This is a genomic window from Oceanivirga salmonicida (genome assembly GCF_001517915.1).
GTDB classification, from domain to species: domain Bacteria; phylum Fusobacteriota; class Fusobacteriia; order Fusobacteriales; family Leptotrichiaceae; genus Oceanivirga; species Oceanivirga salmonicida.
In genome coordinates this window covers 1-14,450 of sequence record NZ_LOQI01000042.1, presented here as the reverse complement: position 1 = coordinate 14,450, position 14,450 = coordinate 1, and the positions used below count along the sequence as shown (strand labels likewise).

Annotated in this window: 19 protein-coding genes; 15 read left to right on the top strand and 4 right to left on the bottom strand. The window is 25.3% G+C overall.

Annotated features, from left to right (window positions below; genetic code table 11):
* Positions 1 to 238: 238 nt before the first annotated feature.
* The 3 genes from AWT72_RS05785 to AWT72_RS05775 are packed head-to-tail and all read right to left on the bottom strand — an operon-like array spanning position 239 to position 2,213.
* Positions 239 to 1,279 (bottom strand): site-specific integrase, encoded by a 1,041-nt coding sequence (locus AWT72_RS05785; RefSeq protein ID WP_067142202.1) that lies wholly within the window; start codon positions 1,277 to 1,279, stop codon positions 239 to 241.
* A 3-nt stretch (positions 1,280 to 1,282) separates the two neighbouring features.
* Positions 1,283 to 1,531, bottom strand: a complete 249-nt coding sequence (locus AWT72_RS05780) for a hypothetical protein (protein ID WP_067142200.1) — start codon at positions 1,529 to 1,531, stop codon at positions 1,283 to 1,285.
* Between the two features lie 19 nt (positions 1,532 to 1,550).
* On the bottom strand, positions 1,551 to 2,213 hold the full coding sequence (locus tag AWT72_RS05775; protein WP_067142197.1) for a helix-turn-helix domain-containing protein: 663 nt from the start codon (positions 2,211 to 2,213) through the stop codon (positions 1,551 to 1,553).
* A 177-nt stretch (positions 2,214 to 2,390) separates the two neighbouring features.
* Between AWT72_RS05775 and AWT72_RS05770 the strand changes: the two genes are divergently transcribed.
* The 9 genes from AWT72_RS05770 to AWT72_RS05735 all read left to right on the top strand — a co-directional run bounded on the left by AWT72_RS05770 (position 2,391) and on the right by AWT72_RS05735 (position 5,744).
* On the top strand, positions 2,391 to 2,585 hold the full coding sequence (locus tag AWT72_RS05770) for a helix-turn-helix domain-containing protein (RefSeq protein ID WP_067142195.1): 195 nt from the start codon (positions 2,391 to 2,393) through the stop codon (positions 2,583 to 2,585).
* A gap of 26 nt (positions 2,586 to 2,611) precedes the next feature.
* On the top strand, positions 2,612 to 2,821 hold the full coding sequence (locus AWT72_RS05765) for a helix-turn-helix domain-containing protein (protein ID WP_067142192.1): 210 nt from the start codon (positions 2,612 to 2,614) through the stop codon (positions 2,819 to 2,821).
* Between the two features lie 46 nt (positions 2,822 to 2,867).
* Positions 2,868 to 3,221 (top strand): hypothetical protein, encoded by a 354-nt coding sequence (locus AWT72_RS05760; RefSeq protein WP_067142190.1) that lies wholly within the window; start codon positions 2,868 to 2,870, stop codon positions 3,219 to 3,221.
* 2 nt (positions 3,222 to 3,223) lie between these two features.
* Complete coding sequence (locus tag AWT72_RS05755) at positions 3,224 to 3,406, top strand: hypothetical protein (protein WP_067142187.1); 183 nt, start codon at positions 3,224 to 3,226, stop codon at positions 3,404 to 3,406.
* 124 nt (positions 3,407 to 3,530) lie between these two features.
* Complete coding sequence (locus AWT72_RS05750; RefSeq protein ID WP_067142184.1) at positions 3,531 to 3,980, top strand: hypothetical protein; 450 nt, start codon at positions 3,531 to 3,533, stop codon at positions 3,978 to 3,980.
* 22 nt (positions 3,981 to 4,002) lie between these two features.
* The gene (locus tag AWT72_RS09495; RefSeq protein ID WP_156413091.1) at positions 4,003 to 4,164 is read left to right on the top strand and encodes a hypothetical protein; all 162 of its coding nucleotides are present in this window, start codon (positions 4,003 to 4,005) and stop codon (positions 4,162 to 4,164) included.
* Between the two features lie 12 nt (positions 4,165 to 4,176).
* On the top strand, positions 4,177 to 4,365 hold the full coding sequence (locus AWT72_RS05745) for a hypothetical protein (protein ID WP_067142181.1): 189 nt from the start codon (positions 4,177 to 4,179) through the stop codon (positions 4,363 to 4,365).
* Between the two features lie 73 nt (positions 4,366 to 4,438).
* Positions 4,439 to 4,627 carry a hypothetical protein gene (locus AWT72_RS05740; protein WP_067142178.1) on the top strand — a complete coding sequence of 63 codons (189 nt, stop codon included), beginning with the start codon at positions 4,439 to 4,441 and terminating at the stop codon, positions 4,625 to 4,627.
* A 541-nt stretch (positions 4,628 to 5,168) separates the two neighbouring features.
* Complete coding sequence (locus AWT72_RS05735) at positions 5,169 to 5,744, top strand: hypothetical protein (protein ID WP_067142175.1); 576 nt, start codon at positions 5,169 to 5,171, stop codon at positions 5,742 to 5,744.
* 74 nt (positions 5,745 to 5,818) lie between these two features.
* Here the strand turns inward: AWT72_RS05735 and AWT72_RS05730 are convergent, their stop codons facing one another.
* Positions 5,819 to 6,241, bottom strand: a complete 423-nt coding sequence (locus tag AWT72_RS05730; RefSeq protein ID WP_067142172.1) for a hypothetical protein — start codon at positions 6,239 to 6,241, stop codon at positions 5,819 to 5,821.
* Between the two features lie 1,027 nt (positions 6,242 to 7,268).
* On the opposite strand from AWT72_RS05730, the gene rplI reads away from it, so the two are divergent.
* Genes rplI through AWT72_RS05700 form a run of 6 tightly spaced genes read left to right on the top strand, consistent with a single transcriptional unit; the run spans position 7,269 to position 13,483 of the window.
* Positions 7,269 to 7,721: a 50S ribosomal protein L9 gene (rplI, locus tag AWT72_RS05725; RefSeq protein ID WP_067142169.1), complete on the top strand. Its 453-nt coding sequence runs from the start codon at positions 7,269 to 7,271 to the stop codon at positions 7,719 to 7,721.
* Entirely contained in the window at positions 7,721 to 9,100 is a 1,380-nt protein-coding gene (gene dnaB / locus AWT72_RS05720) for a replicative DNA helicase (RefSeq protein ID WP_067142165.1), read from the top strand. Before rplI ends, dnaB begins: the two co-directional genes overlap by 1 nt.
* Before the next feature lie 9 nt (positions 9,101 to 9,109).
* On the top strand, positions 9,110 to 10,372 hold the full coding sequence (locus tag AWT72_RS05715) for a peptidase U32 family protein (protein WP_067142162.1): 1,263 nt from the start codon (positions 9,110 to 9,112) through the stop codon (positions 10,370 to 10,372).
* A gap of 43 nt (positions 10,373 to 10,415) precedes the next feature.
* On the top strand, positions 10,416 to 11,258 hold the full coding sequence (truB, locus tag AWT72_RS05710; RefSeq protein ID WP_067142159.1) for a tRNA pseudouridine(55) synthase TruB: 843 nt from the start codon (positions 10,416 to 10,418) through the stop codon (positions 11,256 to 11,258).
* Positions 11,259 to 11,267: 9 nt separating this feature from the next.
* Positions 11,268 to 12,152, top strand: coding sequence for a UTP--glucose-1-phosphate uridylyltransferase GalU (galU, locus tag AWT72_RS05705; protein ID WP_067142156.1), 885 nt, complete (start codon positions 11,268 to 11,270; stop codon positions 12,150 to 12,152).
* Positions 12,149 to 13,483 carry an NAD(P)H-hydrate epimerase gene (locus tag AWT72_RS05700; RefSeq protein ID WP_067142153.1) on the top strand — a complete coding sequence of 445 codons (1,335 nt, stop codon included), beginning with the start codon at positions 12,149 to 12,151 and terminating at the stop codon, positions 13,481 to 13,483. Before galU ends, AWT72_RS05700 begins: the two co-directional genes overlap by 4 nt.
* The last annotated feature ends 967 nt before the right edge of the window (positions 13,484 to 14,450 follow it).

The following is a 14,450-nucleotide window of genomic DNA, read 5'->3' as shown; positions in this document are numbered from 1 at the left end:
CGTGAAATAGAAGAAGAAATATTTAATTTTGTAAAATTAAGATATAGAATAGTAATTTTAGATGAAATTATGAATAATAAAGATAAATTTATAAATAATGTAATAAGCTTGTTCGAAGCAGAAAGGATTTAACGACTATATGTAGCCTTTTAATTTAAAGGTTTTATAAATCTGATTATATATAAAAGTTCTAAAAAAGTTCTATTAAAAAAAGGTACTCAATATACCTTTTTTTGTTTTAAATATCTATATTTTCTAATAATTCTAATACTTTGTCTTGCTTTTGTTTATAAAAATGACTGTATGTATCAAGTGTTATCTTAGGGTTTTTATGTCCTAATCTTTTACTAATACTTGCTATATCAATATTTTTATTTATTAAATATGAAGCATGAGAGTGTCTAAAACTGTGTAATGATATACCTTTTTTTAGTATTCCTTTATTCCTATAATATGTCATTAGACAAGTATATACAGTTTTAGGGGAGAATAAAAATAAACCTGGTATATCTGGTAGTGTATCAATATATTTTTTTAATTCATCTATACAATATTTTGGTAATGGTACATATCTAATACTATTATTATTTTTTGGACTGTTACATTTATTTAGACTTATACGGGTTTTATTTATAAATATTGTACTTTTTTTTAGATCAATATCATTTAGGGTAAGACCAGATATCTCTCCACACCTAGCACCAGTAAAATACAACAATAAAAAATAAACCCTTGTTTTTAATTTAGAGAATTGTTTCAATTTTTCATAAAATATTTTAAATTCATCAAGGGTCAATATCTCTTTTTCTTTTTTTATTGTCTGTTTAGTTATCATATTGAAATTTTTTAAAGGGTTAACTTTAAGATTATAATAGTTAGTAGCATAATTAAATGCTAAATTAAGGTGTATCTTTAATATTTTTTGAGTTGCTTTTTTATCAATGAATAAGTTAAAAAAGTCTAAAAGGTGTTTTTTAGTTATCTCATTAACACTTAGGCCCTTAAAATATGTTGATATAGTTTTATATGTATTGTTATATGAATTTATTGTATTTTCTCTTATACTAGGTTTTTTATTTTCTAAAAACTCCTTGAATAAGTCGGTAAGTAATATATTGCTAGTACCATTATTTTTAGCAATGAAATTATCCGCATATTCTTTTGCCATTTTCTTAGTATCAAAGCCAGTCTTTTTATATTTCTTATTATTACCTAGATAATCTTTACAGTAAAAAGATACTTGCCACTTACCGTTATCTAGTTTTTTATAACTTGCCATACATTAGGCCCCCTTTTTTTCATTATTGATATCTATCAATTCGTTATGTAATGGTCTTATTTTACTAAATCTATCTTTTTCTAATGGTTTTTTATTTCTTAATTTTTTTAATAAATAGACCCATTTATTATATAAATCATCATTTTTATAGTAATTAGGTATATGATTTAAAAATGAAAGCATTTGGCTTTCATCATTTTTCAACATTTTCAAAGTTTGATTTATTTTTTTCTCATTAAAAAGTCTAAGCATTTTATTTTCTCCTAAATGTTTATTTTTTATTCTTTTTATCTAGTTTGAATTGTATAAGTTGTTTTATTTCTACTATCTCATTTATATCATCTAATTCAGTCAATAGGTTTATTATGTCTTTTTCTAGTTGTAGTATATCTTTATCATTTGAAATTCTAAAAGTAAAATTAAATTGTGGTATTATTTTGTAGTATTGTGCTAATTCAATTAGAACACTATCATCTATACCATTTATTTCATTATTAAGATATTCAATATCTTTGTTGGCTTGCTCTATCTCTAACGATAAATCTACTAGGGCCTCCTCATTTTTGATACGGTCAATTCTTTTTTTATTCTTAATCTTAAAGTCTTTTATCTCCTCTTTTAATGATAAAACCAATTCCACTTTATCATTGTGTCCTAATGATAAAAAATCAGTACTAAAATTAGTAGAATACTCATTATCATAAGACACACTACCAAAATTATAATCAGTAATATCATCTACATGAATATCAAAATAATCACTGTAAGCCTTTAAATATTTTTTAGATATTTTATTTTTGTTATTCTCCCAATTAGATATTAGAGGGTTAGTACAAGATTTATACCCTATTTTTCTAAATTCCTCTGCTAATTCCTCTAATGTTAGACCTTTTTTTATTCTTAATATTTTTAAATTCAAACCTACATTTACCATATTTACCACCTACTTTTTATTAAATAATAACATATCTATGAAAAAAAGTAAAATTATTTTAAAAAAAACTTGATTTTATAGAAAATCTATGATATTATAATAATATATAACATAGAAAATCTATGATACAACAATTAGAGTATAGAAATTTTATGAAAAACAAAGGAGATGATAGAGATGAAAGGTTATACAAAATTTAAAGTATTTTTAGTAGAAAACAATATAAAGCAAAAAGATATTGCCGAACTATTGAATAATACAGTTAATACGGTATCAAGTAAGATAAATAAGTCTAACGGTTATAGATTTAGCCTAGATGATATAAAAATATTATGTGATACTTATAATCTAAACCCGGATATGTTTATTTAGGTAACGAGTAATGAAAGGTGGTAAAAATGATTAATAGTGAACTATTGAAAGAAAAAATAAAATCAAAAAATTTATCATTAGAATATATGGCTAATGAATTAAATATCAGTGTTGAAATTCTAAATCAAAAAATAAATGGTGAGTGTGAATTTATCATAAGAGAATTAGTCAAAATAAATAATATTTTAGATTTAACAAGTAAAGAAATGGAAAATATATTTTCTTATGATAAGTAGGGTTTAATGATTAAATTATTTTTGATATGAAAGGGGGGTGAAATAGATGAATACAATAAGAGATTTAAGACAAGATATTAAGATAGCATATGGTAAAGATACAAGCCTAATAAGAGCAGTAAAGACTAATAAGGGTAAAATGTTTGTATTTAATGATATATTGAGTGAGTTTTATAATAAACCTAAAAATGAATTAAGTAGAAATATAAAACATAGACCACTATATAACAAACTTATCAAAAAAGGTAAGTTGATAAAACAAGAGTTGTTAAGTACACAAGGTAATCAATATACTAGTATGATAGATGATATAGGACTATGTGAAATTATAGCAAGTCAAAACAATTTAAAAGTACTTACTATTGACGAGTATAACAAATTAATGAATAGGAGCAATTAAATATGGGTAAATTTATTAAATATACTGAATTAGGGTATATATTAGGGTCTATGCTTTATATGTTATATAAGATTAATACAAAGGCCCCAAATAATGAATTAATTATAGTATCAACAGTAATCACCTTTACAATGATAGGTATTAATTTAAGCAATATATTATTTTTAGATTTAGATTATAAATAGGCTTTTTAAGGGCCTAAATTAAAAAAAGGTATCAAAGTATGGCTAAACTATATTTTATACCTAGGATAAGCCGAATAATTAGCCAAGATTGATTAAATTATAAAAAAGAATAGGGGAAAATAAAATGAATATAAAAAAAGAGTTAAAATCACAAACTTATGGGGAGTTAGAGGCACATTTAAATGCGAACCTTGAAATAGATCCAAACTATAATGGTGGTATAAGTAATATACATACAAATTATATAGATGATGATAATAGAAATAATGGTATTATCAAAATAACAAGCAGGTTAGTAGAAAAGAATTTAAAACAAGAGACTATAAAAATACTACATTATAATAGATTTAATTCAACAAATATCTTAACTGACGAACTACATGAGTTATTAGAACACTACGAAGCAATGGCAACTAATAGAACGGTATGTGATGATACGAGTGATAGTATGGCATTTAAAATATTGACTGAAATTGATACTACAAAACAAATATGTTTATACTTACAGTCTAAAGGTGTTGATATTGAGGTAATAAACGAAATGGAAAAGTATTTTCTAGGTAAAAATATTTAAAATAGGATAGGAGCGATTAACAATGAATATTGAAAAATTAGATTTAAGTGAATTAATAGAATTAAAAAATATGGTGGCAAAAAGATTAGTTATATTGAGTAAGGCACAAAACTTAAAAGAATTAATCAAGGAAATTAAATTATTATTAGCAATAGACAATGAATTATTGTTAAAGAGTGCTTAGGTGGGTGTTACAATGAAAGATAGAGTAATAGGGTATGATTATGTAATGGACTTTTTAAGTTGTAGTAGAACAACGGCATATAAGAAAATCAAACTAGCAAATGAGAAAATGAAAAAAGACGGCAAAAATTTAGATATACAAGGTAAAACAACTTTAAAATATTTTTACCAAGTAATAGGAATTAGCACACCCGTTATCTAGTTTTTACTGTCTATAGTATAATTATACATTATAGAACCATAAAAAGCAAAATAAAAGATGGGAGGGCAAACAAATGGGTTTGAAAATTAAAGTACTAACAACTAAGAGCGAAAGAAAAACCGAGGTAGTACGATTATATGCTAGTGCTTATAATAAGATTGAGGAAATAAGACAAAGAACTGGGTTAAGTAGAACTAGAATAGCAACAATGTTAATAGAGCATGCTTATGAAAATATAGAATATACTGAATACAATGAATAAGATAAAATAGGGCCTTATATTAGGCCCCTTTTGTATAAAAATAGCAACTATCTACTATACCTTAATGATAATTGCTATAATTAGAAACTTATTCTAAGGTAAGGGGTTTGATACCCCACCTTAAATATATGCTAACATATTGATTATTAAAAATCAATATAAAATTTAGAGACCTCAAATCTGGGTTTTCTAATAATATCAACAACTTTTAATCAAGCCACATTTGGCTTCGCTAATGATATCAATATCATATAAATTAATTGAGCCGAAATCTCGGCCGAGTTAATTTCACCTAATGAATACAAGGGCAAACGAGATAGCATAAAAGTTGTTAAGTAGTTAAATGTAGAGTAAGTTACTATTTTCAAAATGTACCCTATTTTATGAGAGTGTAGAAACCTTAATATTATCAAGGGTTAGAGTAGATTTTCACGGTTACATTTGGGTTTCATTTTAGGGTAAAAGTTATATAAAAAAGTGTAACTTTAGGGTATTTTTAGAGATAAATTTTGATAGAATTGAGGAATAGAAAGGGGGAACGATGAGAGATATTTTAATGGAAAATATAAAAGCAGAGGAACGAGCAAAAAGGTGGAGAGAGTGGGTTAAGAAAGCAAAAAAACCTACTGGAAGACCAGAGGAGGTAATAGAAAAATTATTAGGTGATTTTTTTGAGTGGGAAAGGAAAGAAGCATGTATATTAACAATGGTTGAAATGGAGGTTCTATTATATAATTACCCTAAAAATAAGAAAAAAATTGAGATATTAGAACACGAGATATTAGAGTTAGACAAGAGAATAAGCCAAATAATTAAAGATAACCCAAATGAAAATGTAGATGAACTTAAAGAAAAACTAGGCTATTTAATTAATAAAATGGGTAATACTCAAGTTGAATTGTATAAGTTAGATAAACCATTATCAATAGTAATGTTAGATGATAGAAATTATAAATTGATAGATTTATTTTATTTTCAAAATAAAAGCACCACTGAAACAATGGCCGAAATGAATTTAAGAGGCAGGCTTCCAGAATTTAGGGCGAAAAAAAAAGAAATTGTGGCCGAACTAAAAGCATTATACAGTTTTTTTAACTCAATGTGTTTAGGTATTTAGGAGAAACCTGGAGGACGGTTTAACATATAACACGAAAAAAAGGGCCTAGATATGAGACCCTTTTTATGTTTCTATTATGCTAAATGTTTATTGTACGGGTAATTGTTTAGTAAAGTGTTTAATACTTCGGTATTTTTTCTTATTTTTGGCTCTCCGAGACGCTTGATACCGTCCTTACTGATTCTAAAACATGTTGAATTAACTGTATCATCTATTAAATTAATTAAATCAAATAGTTGGTCTTTTTGTTTATATAATGCTTTTAATTTATTTTCTTTAATCTCTAAACTATTCAAGGGCCTTTTACCACCCATTACCCTATCATTAGTAATATTAGTCGGGCTTTTATATCCATTGACTAATAAATCAATATTTTTTATCTCATTTTGTACATTTTGATATTCATCACAATAATAATCATAGTGAATAATTAAATAACAAAATAGACCTTTAATATATTTATTACCCTTGTCTATTTCAGTTTTGAACTTTATCATATCTTATCAACTCCATTTCAATAGTTATATGTCTAATTATAACCTAATATGAGTTATTTTTATAGGGTAAATTTTAACGAAAATTAAAAAAAGGTGTAATGTATAGGCTTTATCTATTTTTGAGCCTTAAAACGCGAAATAATGAACTGTGTTTGAAAACATTATTAAAAATGTAGATATTTATAGATACAGTCCCTTTATTTTAGCCAACGGATATTACCGTTCGTTGATTTTACCTAGTATTGATTAAATAAGGTGGGGGTAGTGATAAAACTGAGCCAAACCAACCTGTCGGACCGCACCCCCTGTTAATTCTCGAGAAATTCTCAAAATTCGCATGTATAAACCCCTTGATTTATATGTATTACCTTTTTCAAAATGTAAGGGGTGAAAATCAAGAATGTAGCAAACTCAATAGTATCAAGGGTTATAGAGATTATTACATGTTTACAAAAAAATAGGGCCTAAAATCTTTTCTCTATAAACTAGATGATAAACAACAAACAACTATTTTAATATATTATAATATTATATTTTTTATGTAATAAGAGTAATATATAGATATATAGTAGATATAGAGCCTATAAATAAAGGGGTTGAGGGTTTACATTTTTATTACAAAACCTTTGATTATTACATTTTTTTACGTAATAATGGGGTATTTTTAGAGATAAATTTTGATAGAATTAGAGCAAAACAACTATTTTTGACTAGATTTTCAAAAAGTTGTTTTAGGAAATAGGAGAGATATTTTATGAAACCGTTTTCATAAATTAAATTAAAAATGTTGGTAAATGTAGGTGTAAAAAAAATAAAAAATAGTGTATAATAAATTAAATAGTACATAAAATGAGAACTAGGCCCAAGATTTAACTTATTAAAATAGTAGGTAAAAAAGTTCTAAAAAGGTACTAAAAAATATAAAAAGGCTTAAAAATGGTACACATTTAAGAAAATTGAATATATTGAAAGTCAATAAAATCAATATGTGTACTAAAAAAAGATTAGAAGCGGAAAGGATTTAATTATGAAAATAAAAGTAATTTTATTAGATAATGTCAAAGGAATAGGAAAGAAAGATGAGATAGTTCTTGTAAAAGATGGATATGCTAATAATTTTTTATTCCCACAAAAAAAAGCAGTATCTGCAACACCAGAAAATTTAAATAAATTAGAACAAAAAAAAGCTAAACTTTTAAATAATGTAAAAAAAGATTTAATGGCAGCAAATAAATTAAAAGATGAAATAGATGGTAAAAGTATAACATTATCTGTTAAAGCAGGAGAAAATGGTAAAGTATTTGGTTCAATAGGTCCAAAAGAAATAATTGCAACAGTAAAGGAACAGTTAAATATAAATTTAGATAAGAAAACTTTATCAGGAGATGCTAGAATTAAAGATTTAGGTTTACATATATTAGAAATTAAAATACATAAAGATGTTATTGCTAAATTAAATGTTGATGTCAAGGGGTTATAATGGAAGAAAATAATCAAACAAGATTAGAAATAGAAGAAATAGTATTGGGTATTTTAATATCTAATCCAGAACTTGTTTCAGAAGTAAATAATAAACTAAGAATGGATGATTTTTCAATTTCAAGATATGCAAAGTTATATGATGCAATGCAATATTTATCAGGAGAATATGGAGAATTTGATATATTAGTATTAGAAGATACATTAAGATCAAGAGGTATATTAGAAGAATTAGGAGGTCGTAATAAAATTACTTCCTTAATTAGTAATGCTCCATTAGTTATTGATATTGAAACATATATAAATATATTAAAAAATAAATCTATACAGTCTAAGTTAAATCATGCCTGTTTGGAAATACAAGATGAAATTAAAAGAGAACACTATGATTATAAGGATTTAATGGAAATAGCTCAAAGAAAAATATTAGCAGTTGACGAAAACGAAAATACTGTTGGAGTTATTTCTATAAAAGATGTAGCAGATAAAAAATTTACAAGATTATATAATATGCAAAATGGAATAGATGAAAAAGATGTTATTAAAACTAATTTTACAGAATATGATAGAATTACAAGAGGACTAAATAAATCGGATTTATTAATATTGGCAGCAAGACCTGCTATGGGTAAAACTGCATTTGCTCTTAATTTAGCAACTAATGTTGCAAAACAAGGTAAAACCGTATTAATATTTTCACTAGAAATGGGTAATGAGCAATTATTAACAAGAATTTTATCATCAGTTGCAAATGTTGAAATGAATAAATTAGTAACTAATAGATTAAACGACACTGATTTAGCAAGGGTAAATAAAGCAATAGATGAAATAAAAGACTATGATTTATTTATATCTGAAAAAGCAGGAGTTAGTATGCTTGAAATTAGAAATATTGCTAGAAGATTTAAAACAAAATATAATTTAGATTTTTTAGTTATTGATTATTTACAATTAATATCATCAAGTTCATCTAAATATGGTAGTAGAGAACAAGAAGTTTCTGAAATATCAAGGTCTTTAAAGAATTTAGCAAGAGAATTAGATATACCAGTATTAGCATTATCTCAATTATCAAGAGGTGTTGAGTCTAGATCTGACAAGCGACCATTATTATCGGACTTGCGTGAATCAGGGTCAATAGAACAAGATGCTGACCAAGTAATGTTTTTATTTAGAGAACAATATTATAAGAATTTAGAAAAAAGTAAATATAACAATAATTCTGATGAGGAAAAAGATGATAATAATAAAACATATAATGCAGATGAAGAAATAGCAGAATTAATTATTGGAAAACATAGAAACGGAGAAACAGGTACTATAAACCTAGCAATAAACTTTAAATATCAAAGATTTAAATCCGTACATACAAAATATTAAGGAGGAAATTTGAACAAAGTAGAATTATTATCACCAGCAGGTAATATGGAAAAATTAAAAGAAGCGATACATTTTGGTGCAGATGCATGTTATATAGGTGGTGGAGCTTTTAATTTAAGAGGAATGTCGGCTAATTTTAGAGATAAAGAATTAAAAGAAGCAGTTGAGTATGCACATAAATTAGGAAAAAGAGTATATGTTACTCTTAATATATTTGCTCATAATAAAGATATAGATTACATGCCAAGATTTATTAAATATTTAGATGAAATTAATGTTGATGCTGTTATTGTATCAGATTTAGGAGTATTTCATACAGTAAAAGAACATGCACCTAATATGGAGATACATATAAGTACACAGGCTAATAGTATAAATTGGGCGACAGTTAAAGCATGGAAAGACCTAGGTGCAACAAGAGTTATTTTAGCAAGAGAAATGACCTTAAAAGAAATAAAAGAGATAAAAGAAAAAGTGCCTGACATAGAAATTGAAGTATTTATACATGGTGCCATGTGTATGGCATACTCTGGAAGATGTTTACTAAGTAATTACTTTACCAATAGAGACGCTAATAGGGGTGTCTGTGCACAAGATTGTAGATGGAAGTATAAAGTAGTGGCAGAAGATCATGAATCAACAGGAGCACATGAAATATTAGAAGATAATGAGGGTACATATATATTCAATGCAAAAGATTTATGTACAATAGAATTTATAGACAAAATTATAGAAGCAGGAGTAGATTCGCTTAAAATTGAAGGTAGAATGAAAAGTATTTACTATAATTCAACAGTAACTAAACAATATAGAGAAGCAATAGATGCATATTATAAAGGAAATTATAAATACAATGAAAAATGGATGTTAGAACTTCAAACTATAAGTCATAGACTATATTCACAAGGTTTCTTTTTTGGAAAAACAAGTGATTTAGATCAAAATTATGATACAAATTTATCATATAGTCAAACATATCAATTAGTTGCTAATGTATTAGAAGATATGGGTGATAATAAATATAAAGTATATATGAGAAATAAAGTAATAATTGATGATGAAGTAGAATTAGAAATAATGCAGCCTAATGTAGATCCAATAGCATTTAAATTAGATAAATTTTTAGATACTAAAGATAATGAATACAAAAAAATAGTAAATCCTAATACAATAGCAATAATTGAAGTACCGGTTAAATTGCAAGTGATGGATTTATTGAGAAAGAAATTACCAATAGGACAATCAGAAAGTGATATAGATTTAGATATTTAATACAGGCTAGTGAAAATAAACTAGCCTTTTTTGAAAGGTTGATATGAAAAATAGTAAAATAATATTAATAAATAAACCTAGCGGAATTAGTTCATATAAAGAAATACGAAAGATAGGTAGTGAATATAATTTTGAAAAAATTGGTCATGCAGGAACACTTGATCCATTAGCACAAGGTTTAATGATAGCAATGAGCAATAAGGCAACTAAATTATCAGATTTATTAATGAAAAAAGATAAAGTTTATTTTGTAGAAATGGTTTTAGGTTTTGAAACAGATACTCTTGATTTAGAAGGGGAAATTATTGAAAAAGCCTCTATACCTAAAAATATAAATATTAGACTTATCGGTCGCATATTAGAAAAGTTTGTTGGCGAAATTGAACAAATACCGCCAAAATATTCTGCTATAAAGGTTAATGGTCGGAAATTATATAATTTAGCAAGAAAAAACATTGATGTAGTTATACCAAAAAGAAATGTAAAAATTGAATATATAAAAGATATTGAATTAAAAGATAACAAAATAAGTTTTAGAACAAAAGTATCAAGTGGAACATATATTAGATCACTAGTCAGAGATATAGCATATAAATTAGGCACTGTTGCAACTATGTCGTACTTATTAAGAGAAAGTATAGCACAGTTTAAAAATCCTAAAAATGTTGAAATCATTAATGTAGAAGATGCTATTATACTTGATAAAATAACATTAAATAGTGAAGAATATATAAAAATAAAAAATGGTCAAACTATTAAAATAAATTATGACGGTAATTGTGATATGCTACATTGTTATTCTGATTTACAATACAAAGGAATCGTTGATATAATTCATAAAAAAAATGGTATAATAAATATAAAGAGAAATAAATTTTTTGAATAGGGAGGAAATATGAAAAAGATTAGAAAAGCAATTATTCCCGCAGCAGGTCTAGGTACAAGAGTTTTACCAGCAAGTAAAGCACAACCAAAAGAGATGATACCTATACTAGATAAACCAGCATTGCAATACTTAATAGAAGAATTGACAGAATCTGGAATTAGAGAAATTTTAATAATAACAGGTAGAAATAAAAATTCTATTGAAAATCATTTTGATTCATCATATGAATTAGAATCTATGTTAGAAGAAAGAAAAAAATTTGACTTATTAAACGATGTTATAAAAATATCTAATATGGCCAATATATATTATGTTAGACAAAAAAAGCCGTTAGGCTTAGGTCATGCAATTTCAAAAGCAGAGAGTTTTGTTGCGAATGAGCCGTTTTTGGTGTTATTAGGTGATGATATCATGTATACTGAAGGTAAACCAGTATGCAAACAATTAATTGATAAATATTATGAAATAGGACCTGGTAATATATTAGGAGTTCAAAAAGTTCCAAAAAATCATGTTTCAAAATATGGTATTATTGATATTGATAATAAAGTAGATGATAAAACAGTAAATGTTAAAAATTTTATTGAAAAACCTGATATAGATGAAGCCCCAAGTCAATATGCAGCATTAGGAAGATATATCTTAGAGCCTGAAATATTTGATTATTTACGAGATATAAAAGCAGGTAAGAATGGAGAAATACAATTAACTGATGCTATATTAAATATGTTAAAAGATAATCATAAATTATATGCATATGAATTTGATGCAATAAGATATGATGCTGGAGATAAAATGGGTATATTTAAAGCTACAGTTGAATTTGGATTAAGACATAAAGATTTAAAAGATGAAATACGAAAATATTTATTGGAATTAGGTGAAAAATTATGATAAATATAACAAATAATAAAGAATCTAAACAAATAGATGATATATTAATTAATGATTATAAAATACCTGAAAATATATTAATGGAAAATGCGGCGAGATCAATATTAGAAAAATTAGATTTAGAAAATAATAATAGTTTTCTAATTATTGCTGGTCATGGTAATAATGGTGGAGATGGATTAGCATTAGCAAGATTATTGCATATGAAAAATAAAAAAATTAAAATAATATGCCCTGAAAATAAGACAATTCATTATAAAATATGTAAAAATATAGGCATTCCATTTATAACTGATTTAGAGCCATCTGATATACTTATAGATGCAATATTTGGGGTAGGAATAATAGGAGAAGTTAGTGAACCGTATAAAAGTTTGATAGAAAATATTAATAGAAATAAATCAAAATTTTCTAAAATTATTTCTATTGATTTACCAAGTCCTATGCTAAAAACTGATAAGGTTTTAATGATATCAAGTTATAAAGAACAACTTTTGTATAAAGATATTGAAGTTGAACTATGTAATATAGGGGTAAATCCAACCTTATTTAAAAATGTATCTAATAAATTTTTAGTAGATAAAGACTATATTGAAAGCATTTTAATAAAGAAAAATGTATTTAGTAATAAAGGAGATTTTGGAAAAGTAGGTATATATGCCAAAAATGGAGCAGCATTATTAAGTGTAAAAGCAAGTATTAGATCAGGTGCAGGATATACATTTTTATTATCGGACGCTGCAACTATAAATGGAAATTTAATTTATAATCCTGAATGTATAAACAAAAAAATAGAAAATGACATTCAATGTGATGTTTATGCAATAGGACCATCATTTGGGGTTAACAATATTACAAAAGAAATAATCTTAAAATATATAGATAAGAATTTGGTACTTGATGCAGATGCATTAACTATTATTGCCCAAAACAAAGAAATGATAGAATTACTAAACAAAGAATGCATAATAAGCCCACATATGCTAGAATTTAGCCGTTTAACGGGTGAAAACATAGAAAGCCTTACATTATCACCTTTTGAATCACTTAAACGCTTTAAAACTCATTTTAAGGGCATTGTATTATTAAAAGGTAAAAATAATATAATATATGATGGTAAAAATTACTATATAATTAATATTGGTAACAGTAAAATGGCAAATGCAGGCATGGGTGATACATTAACAGGAATGATTGCAAGTTATAAGGCACAAGGTTATAGTAGTCTAAATGCCACAATATTAGCAGTATATAAACAAGCAGAACTTGGAATGAAATTATCAAATAAGTATAAAGTTATAAACCCGACAACATTATTAAATGAAATGTAAATCAATTAACGGTTTACATTTTTTTGTTGAAAAGTGCAAAAGTTAATAACTTTGTACAATTCGAAAGTACATTGATTTTATTTGTTTTAATTAATAAAATGAACAAAATTAGATAAATTCAACAAATTATAAACAGAGATATTTTTGAACAAAAGGCTTTTTTAAAGCGATAACTTATAAATGAAAAAAACGTTCCATCTTATGAACGAATAAAACGATCAAAAACTTAAACCACAAAAAAATAAAAAAGAGATCGAAACCGAAATATTATGTCTCAAAAAAAATATGCCCCGCACAAAATTTTTAAACCAAAAAACAAAAACAATTTTTATAAATCCAAAAATATATTTATATTTTTTTTAGATTAACATTTATATTTTTTTAAAAAAATAAATAGATACAAAAATAAATATTTTTATAAATAAACTTAAAATGTACAACTGTTTTATATGAGAAAAAAATATACCAAAACTGCAGTATCACAAATAATTATATACATTTACCCAGATTAGTCGATATTGAAATTAATAAATTAAAATAAATCAAAAAAACAGAATAGAGCTATAAAGAAAATTACATAAAACAGAATGCGAATATAGAAGGGAATGGAAAAAAATTAATTTAATCATAAGATACATTATCGGACATATAAAAAAATAATAAAAAATAAATGTACTTTTACCCCTTACTAAATAATCGCTTTAAACGAGTCAAATTAATTTTTGGGGCATAAAATATGCTTGAAGTTAAATTCGTTCAAATTTGAGGCTTATTTTTTATGGGCTTAAAAAACTGTTAAAAAGCCTGTAACTGTTGTCGTTATTAGAGAAAATTCTAAAAAAAGTTTTTTTGATTTATTTTAATTTATTAATTTCAATATCGACTAATCTGGGTAAATGTATATAATTATTTGTGATACTGCAGTTTTGGTATATTTTTTTCTCATATAAAACAGTTGTACATTTTA

Bases quoted from the DNA above. Each gene is read 5' to 3' on its own strand.
- AWT72_RS05755 (WP_067142187.1), top strand. From the start codon at position 3,224: ATGGGTAAATTTATTAAATATACTGAATTAGGGTATATATTAGGGTCT.
- AWT72_RS09495 (WP_156413091.1), top strand. From the start codon at position 4,003: ATGAATATTGAAAAATTAGATTTAAGTGAATTAATAGAATTAAAAAAT.
- AWT72_RS05780 (WP_067142200.1), bottom strand. From the start codon at position 1,531: ATGCTTAGACTTTTTAATGAGAAAAAAATAAATCAAACTTTGAAAATG.
- dnaB (WP_067142165.1), top strand. From the start codon at position 7,721: ATGGAAGAAAATAATCAAACAAGATTAGAAATAGAAGAAATAGTATTG.
- rplI (WP_067142169.1), top strand. From the start codon at position 7,269: ATGAAAATAAAAGTAATTTTATTAGATAATGTCAAAGGAATAGGAAAG.
- AWT72_RS05735 (WP_067142175.1), top strand. From the start codon at position 5,169: ATGAGAGATATTTTAATGGAAAATATAAAAGCAGAGGAACGAGCAAAA.
- AWT72_RS05775 (WP_067142197.1), bottom strand. From the start codon at position 2,213: ATGGTAAATGTAGGTTTGAATTTAAAAATATTAAGAATAAAAAAAGGT.
- AWT72_RS05760 (WP_067142190.1), top strand. From the start codon at position 2,868: ATGAATACAATAAGAGATTTAAGACAAGATATTAAGATAGCATATGGT.
- galU (WP_067142156.1), top strand. From the start codon at position 11,268: ATGAAAAAGATTAGAAAAGCAATTATTCCCGCAGCAGGTCTAGGTACA.
- AWT72_RS05745 (WP_067142181.1), top strand. From the start codon at position 4,177: ATGAAAGATAGAGTAATAGGGTATGATTATGTAATGGACTTTTTAAGT.
- AWT72_RS05765 (WP_067142192.1), top strand. From the start codon at position 2,612: ATGATTAATAGTGAACTATTGAAAGAAAAAATAAAATCAAAAAATTTA.
- truB (WP_067142159.1), top strand. From the start codon at position 10,416: ATGAAAAATAGTAAAATAATATTAATAAATAAACCTAGCGGAATTAGT.
- AWT72_RS05785 (WP_067142202.1), bottom strand. From the start codon at position 1,279: ATGGCAAGTTATAAAAAACTAGATAACGGTAAGTGGCAAGTATCTTTT.
- AWT72_RS05750 (WP_067142184.1), top strand. From the start codon at position 3,531: ATGAATATAAAAAAAGAGTTAAAATCACAAACTTATGGGGAGTTAGAG.
- AWT72_RS05770 (WP_067142195.1), top strand. From the start codon at position 2,391: ATGAAAGGTTATACAAAATTTAAAGTATTTTTAGTAGAAAACAATATA.
- AWT72_RS05700 (WP_067142153.1), top strand. From the start codon at position 12,149: ATGATAAATATAACAAATAATAAAGAATCTAAACAAATAGATGATATA.
- AWT72_RS05740 (WP_067142178.1), top strand. From the start codon at position 4,439: ATGGGTTTGAAAATTAAAGTACTAACAACTAAGAGCGAAAGAAAAACC.
- AWT72_RS05730 (WP_067142172.1), bottom strand. From the start codon at position 6,241: ATGATAAAGTTCAAAACTGAAATAGACAAGGGTAATAAATATATTAAA.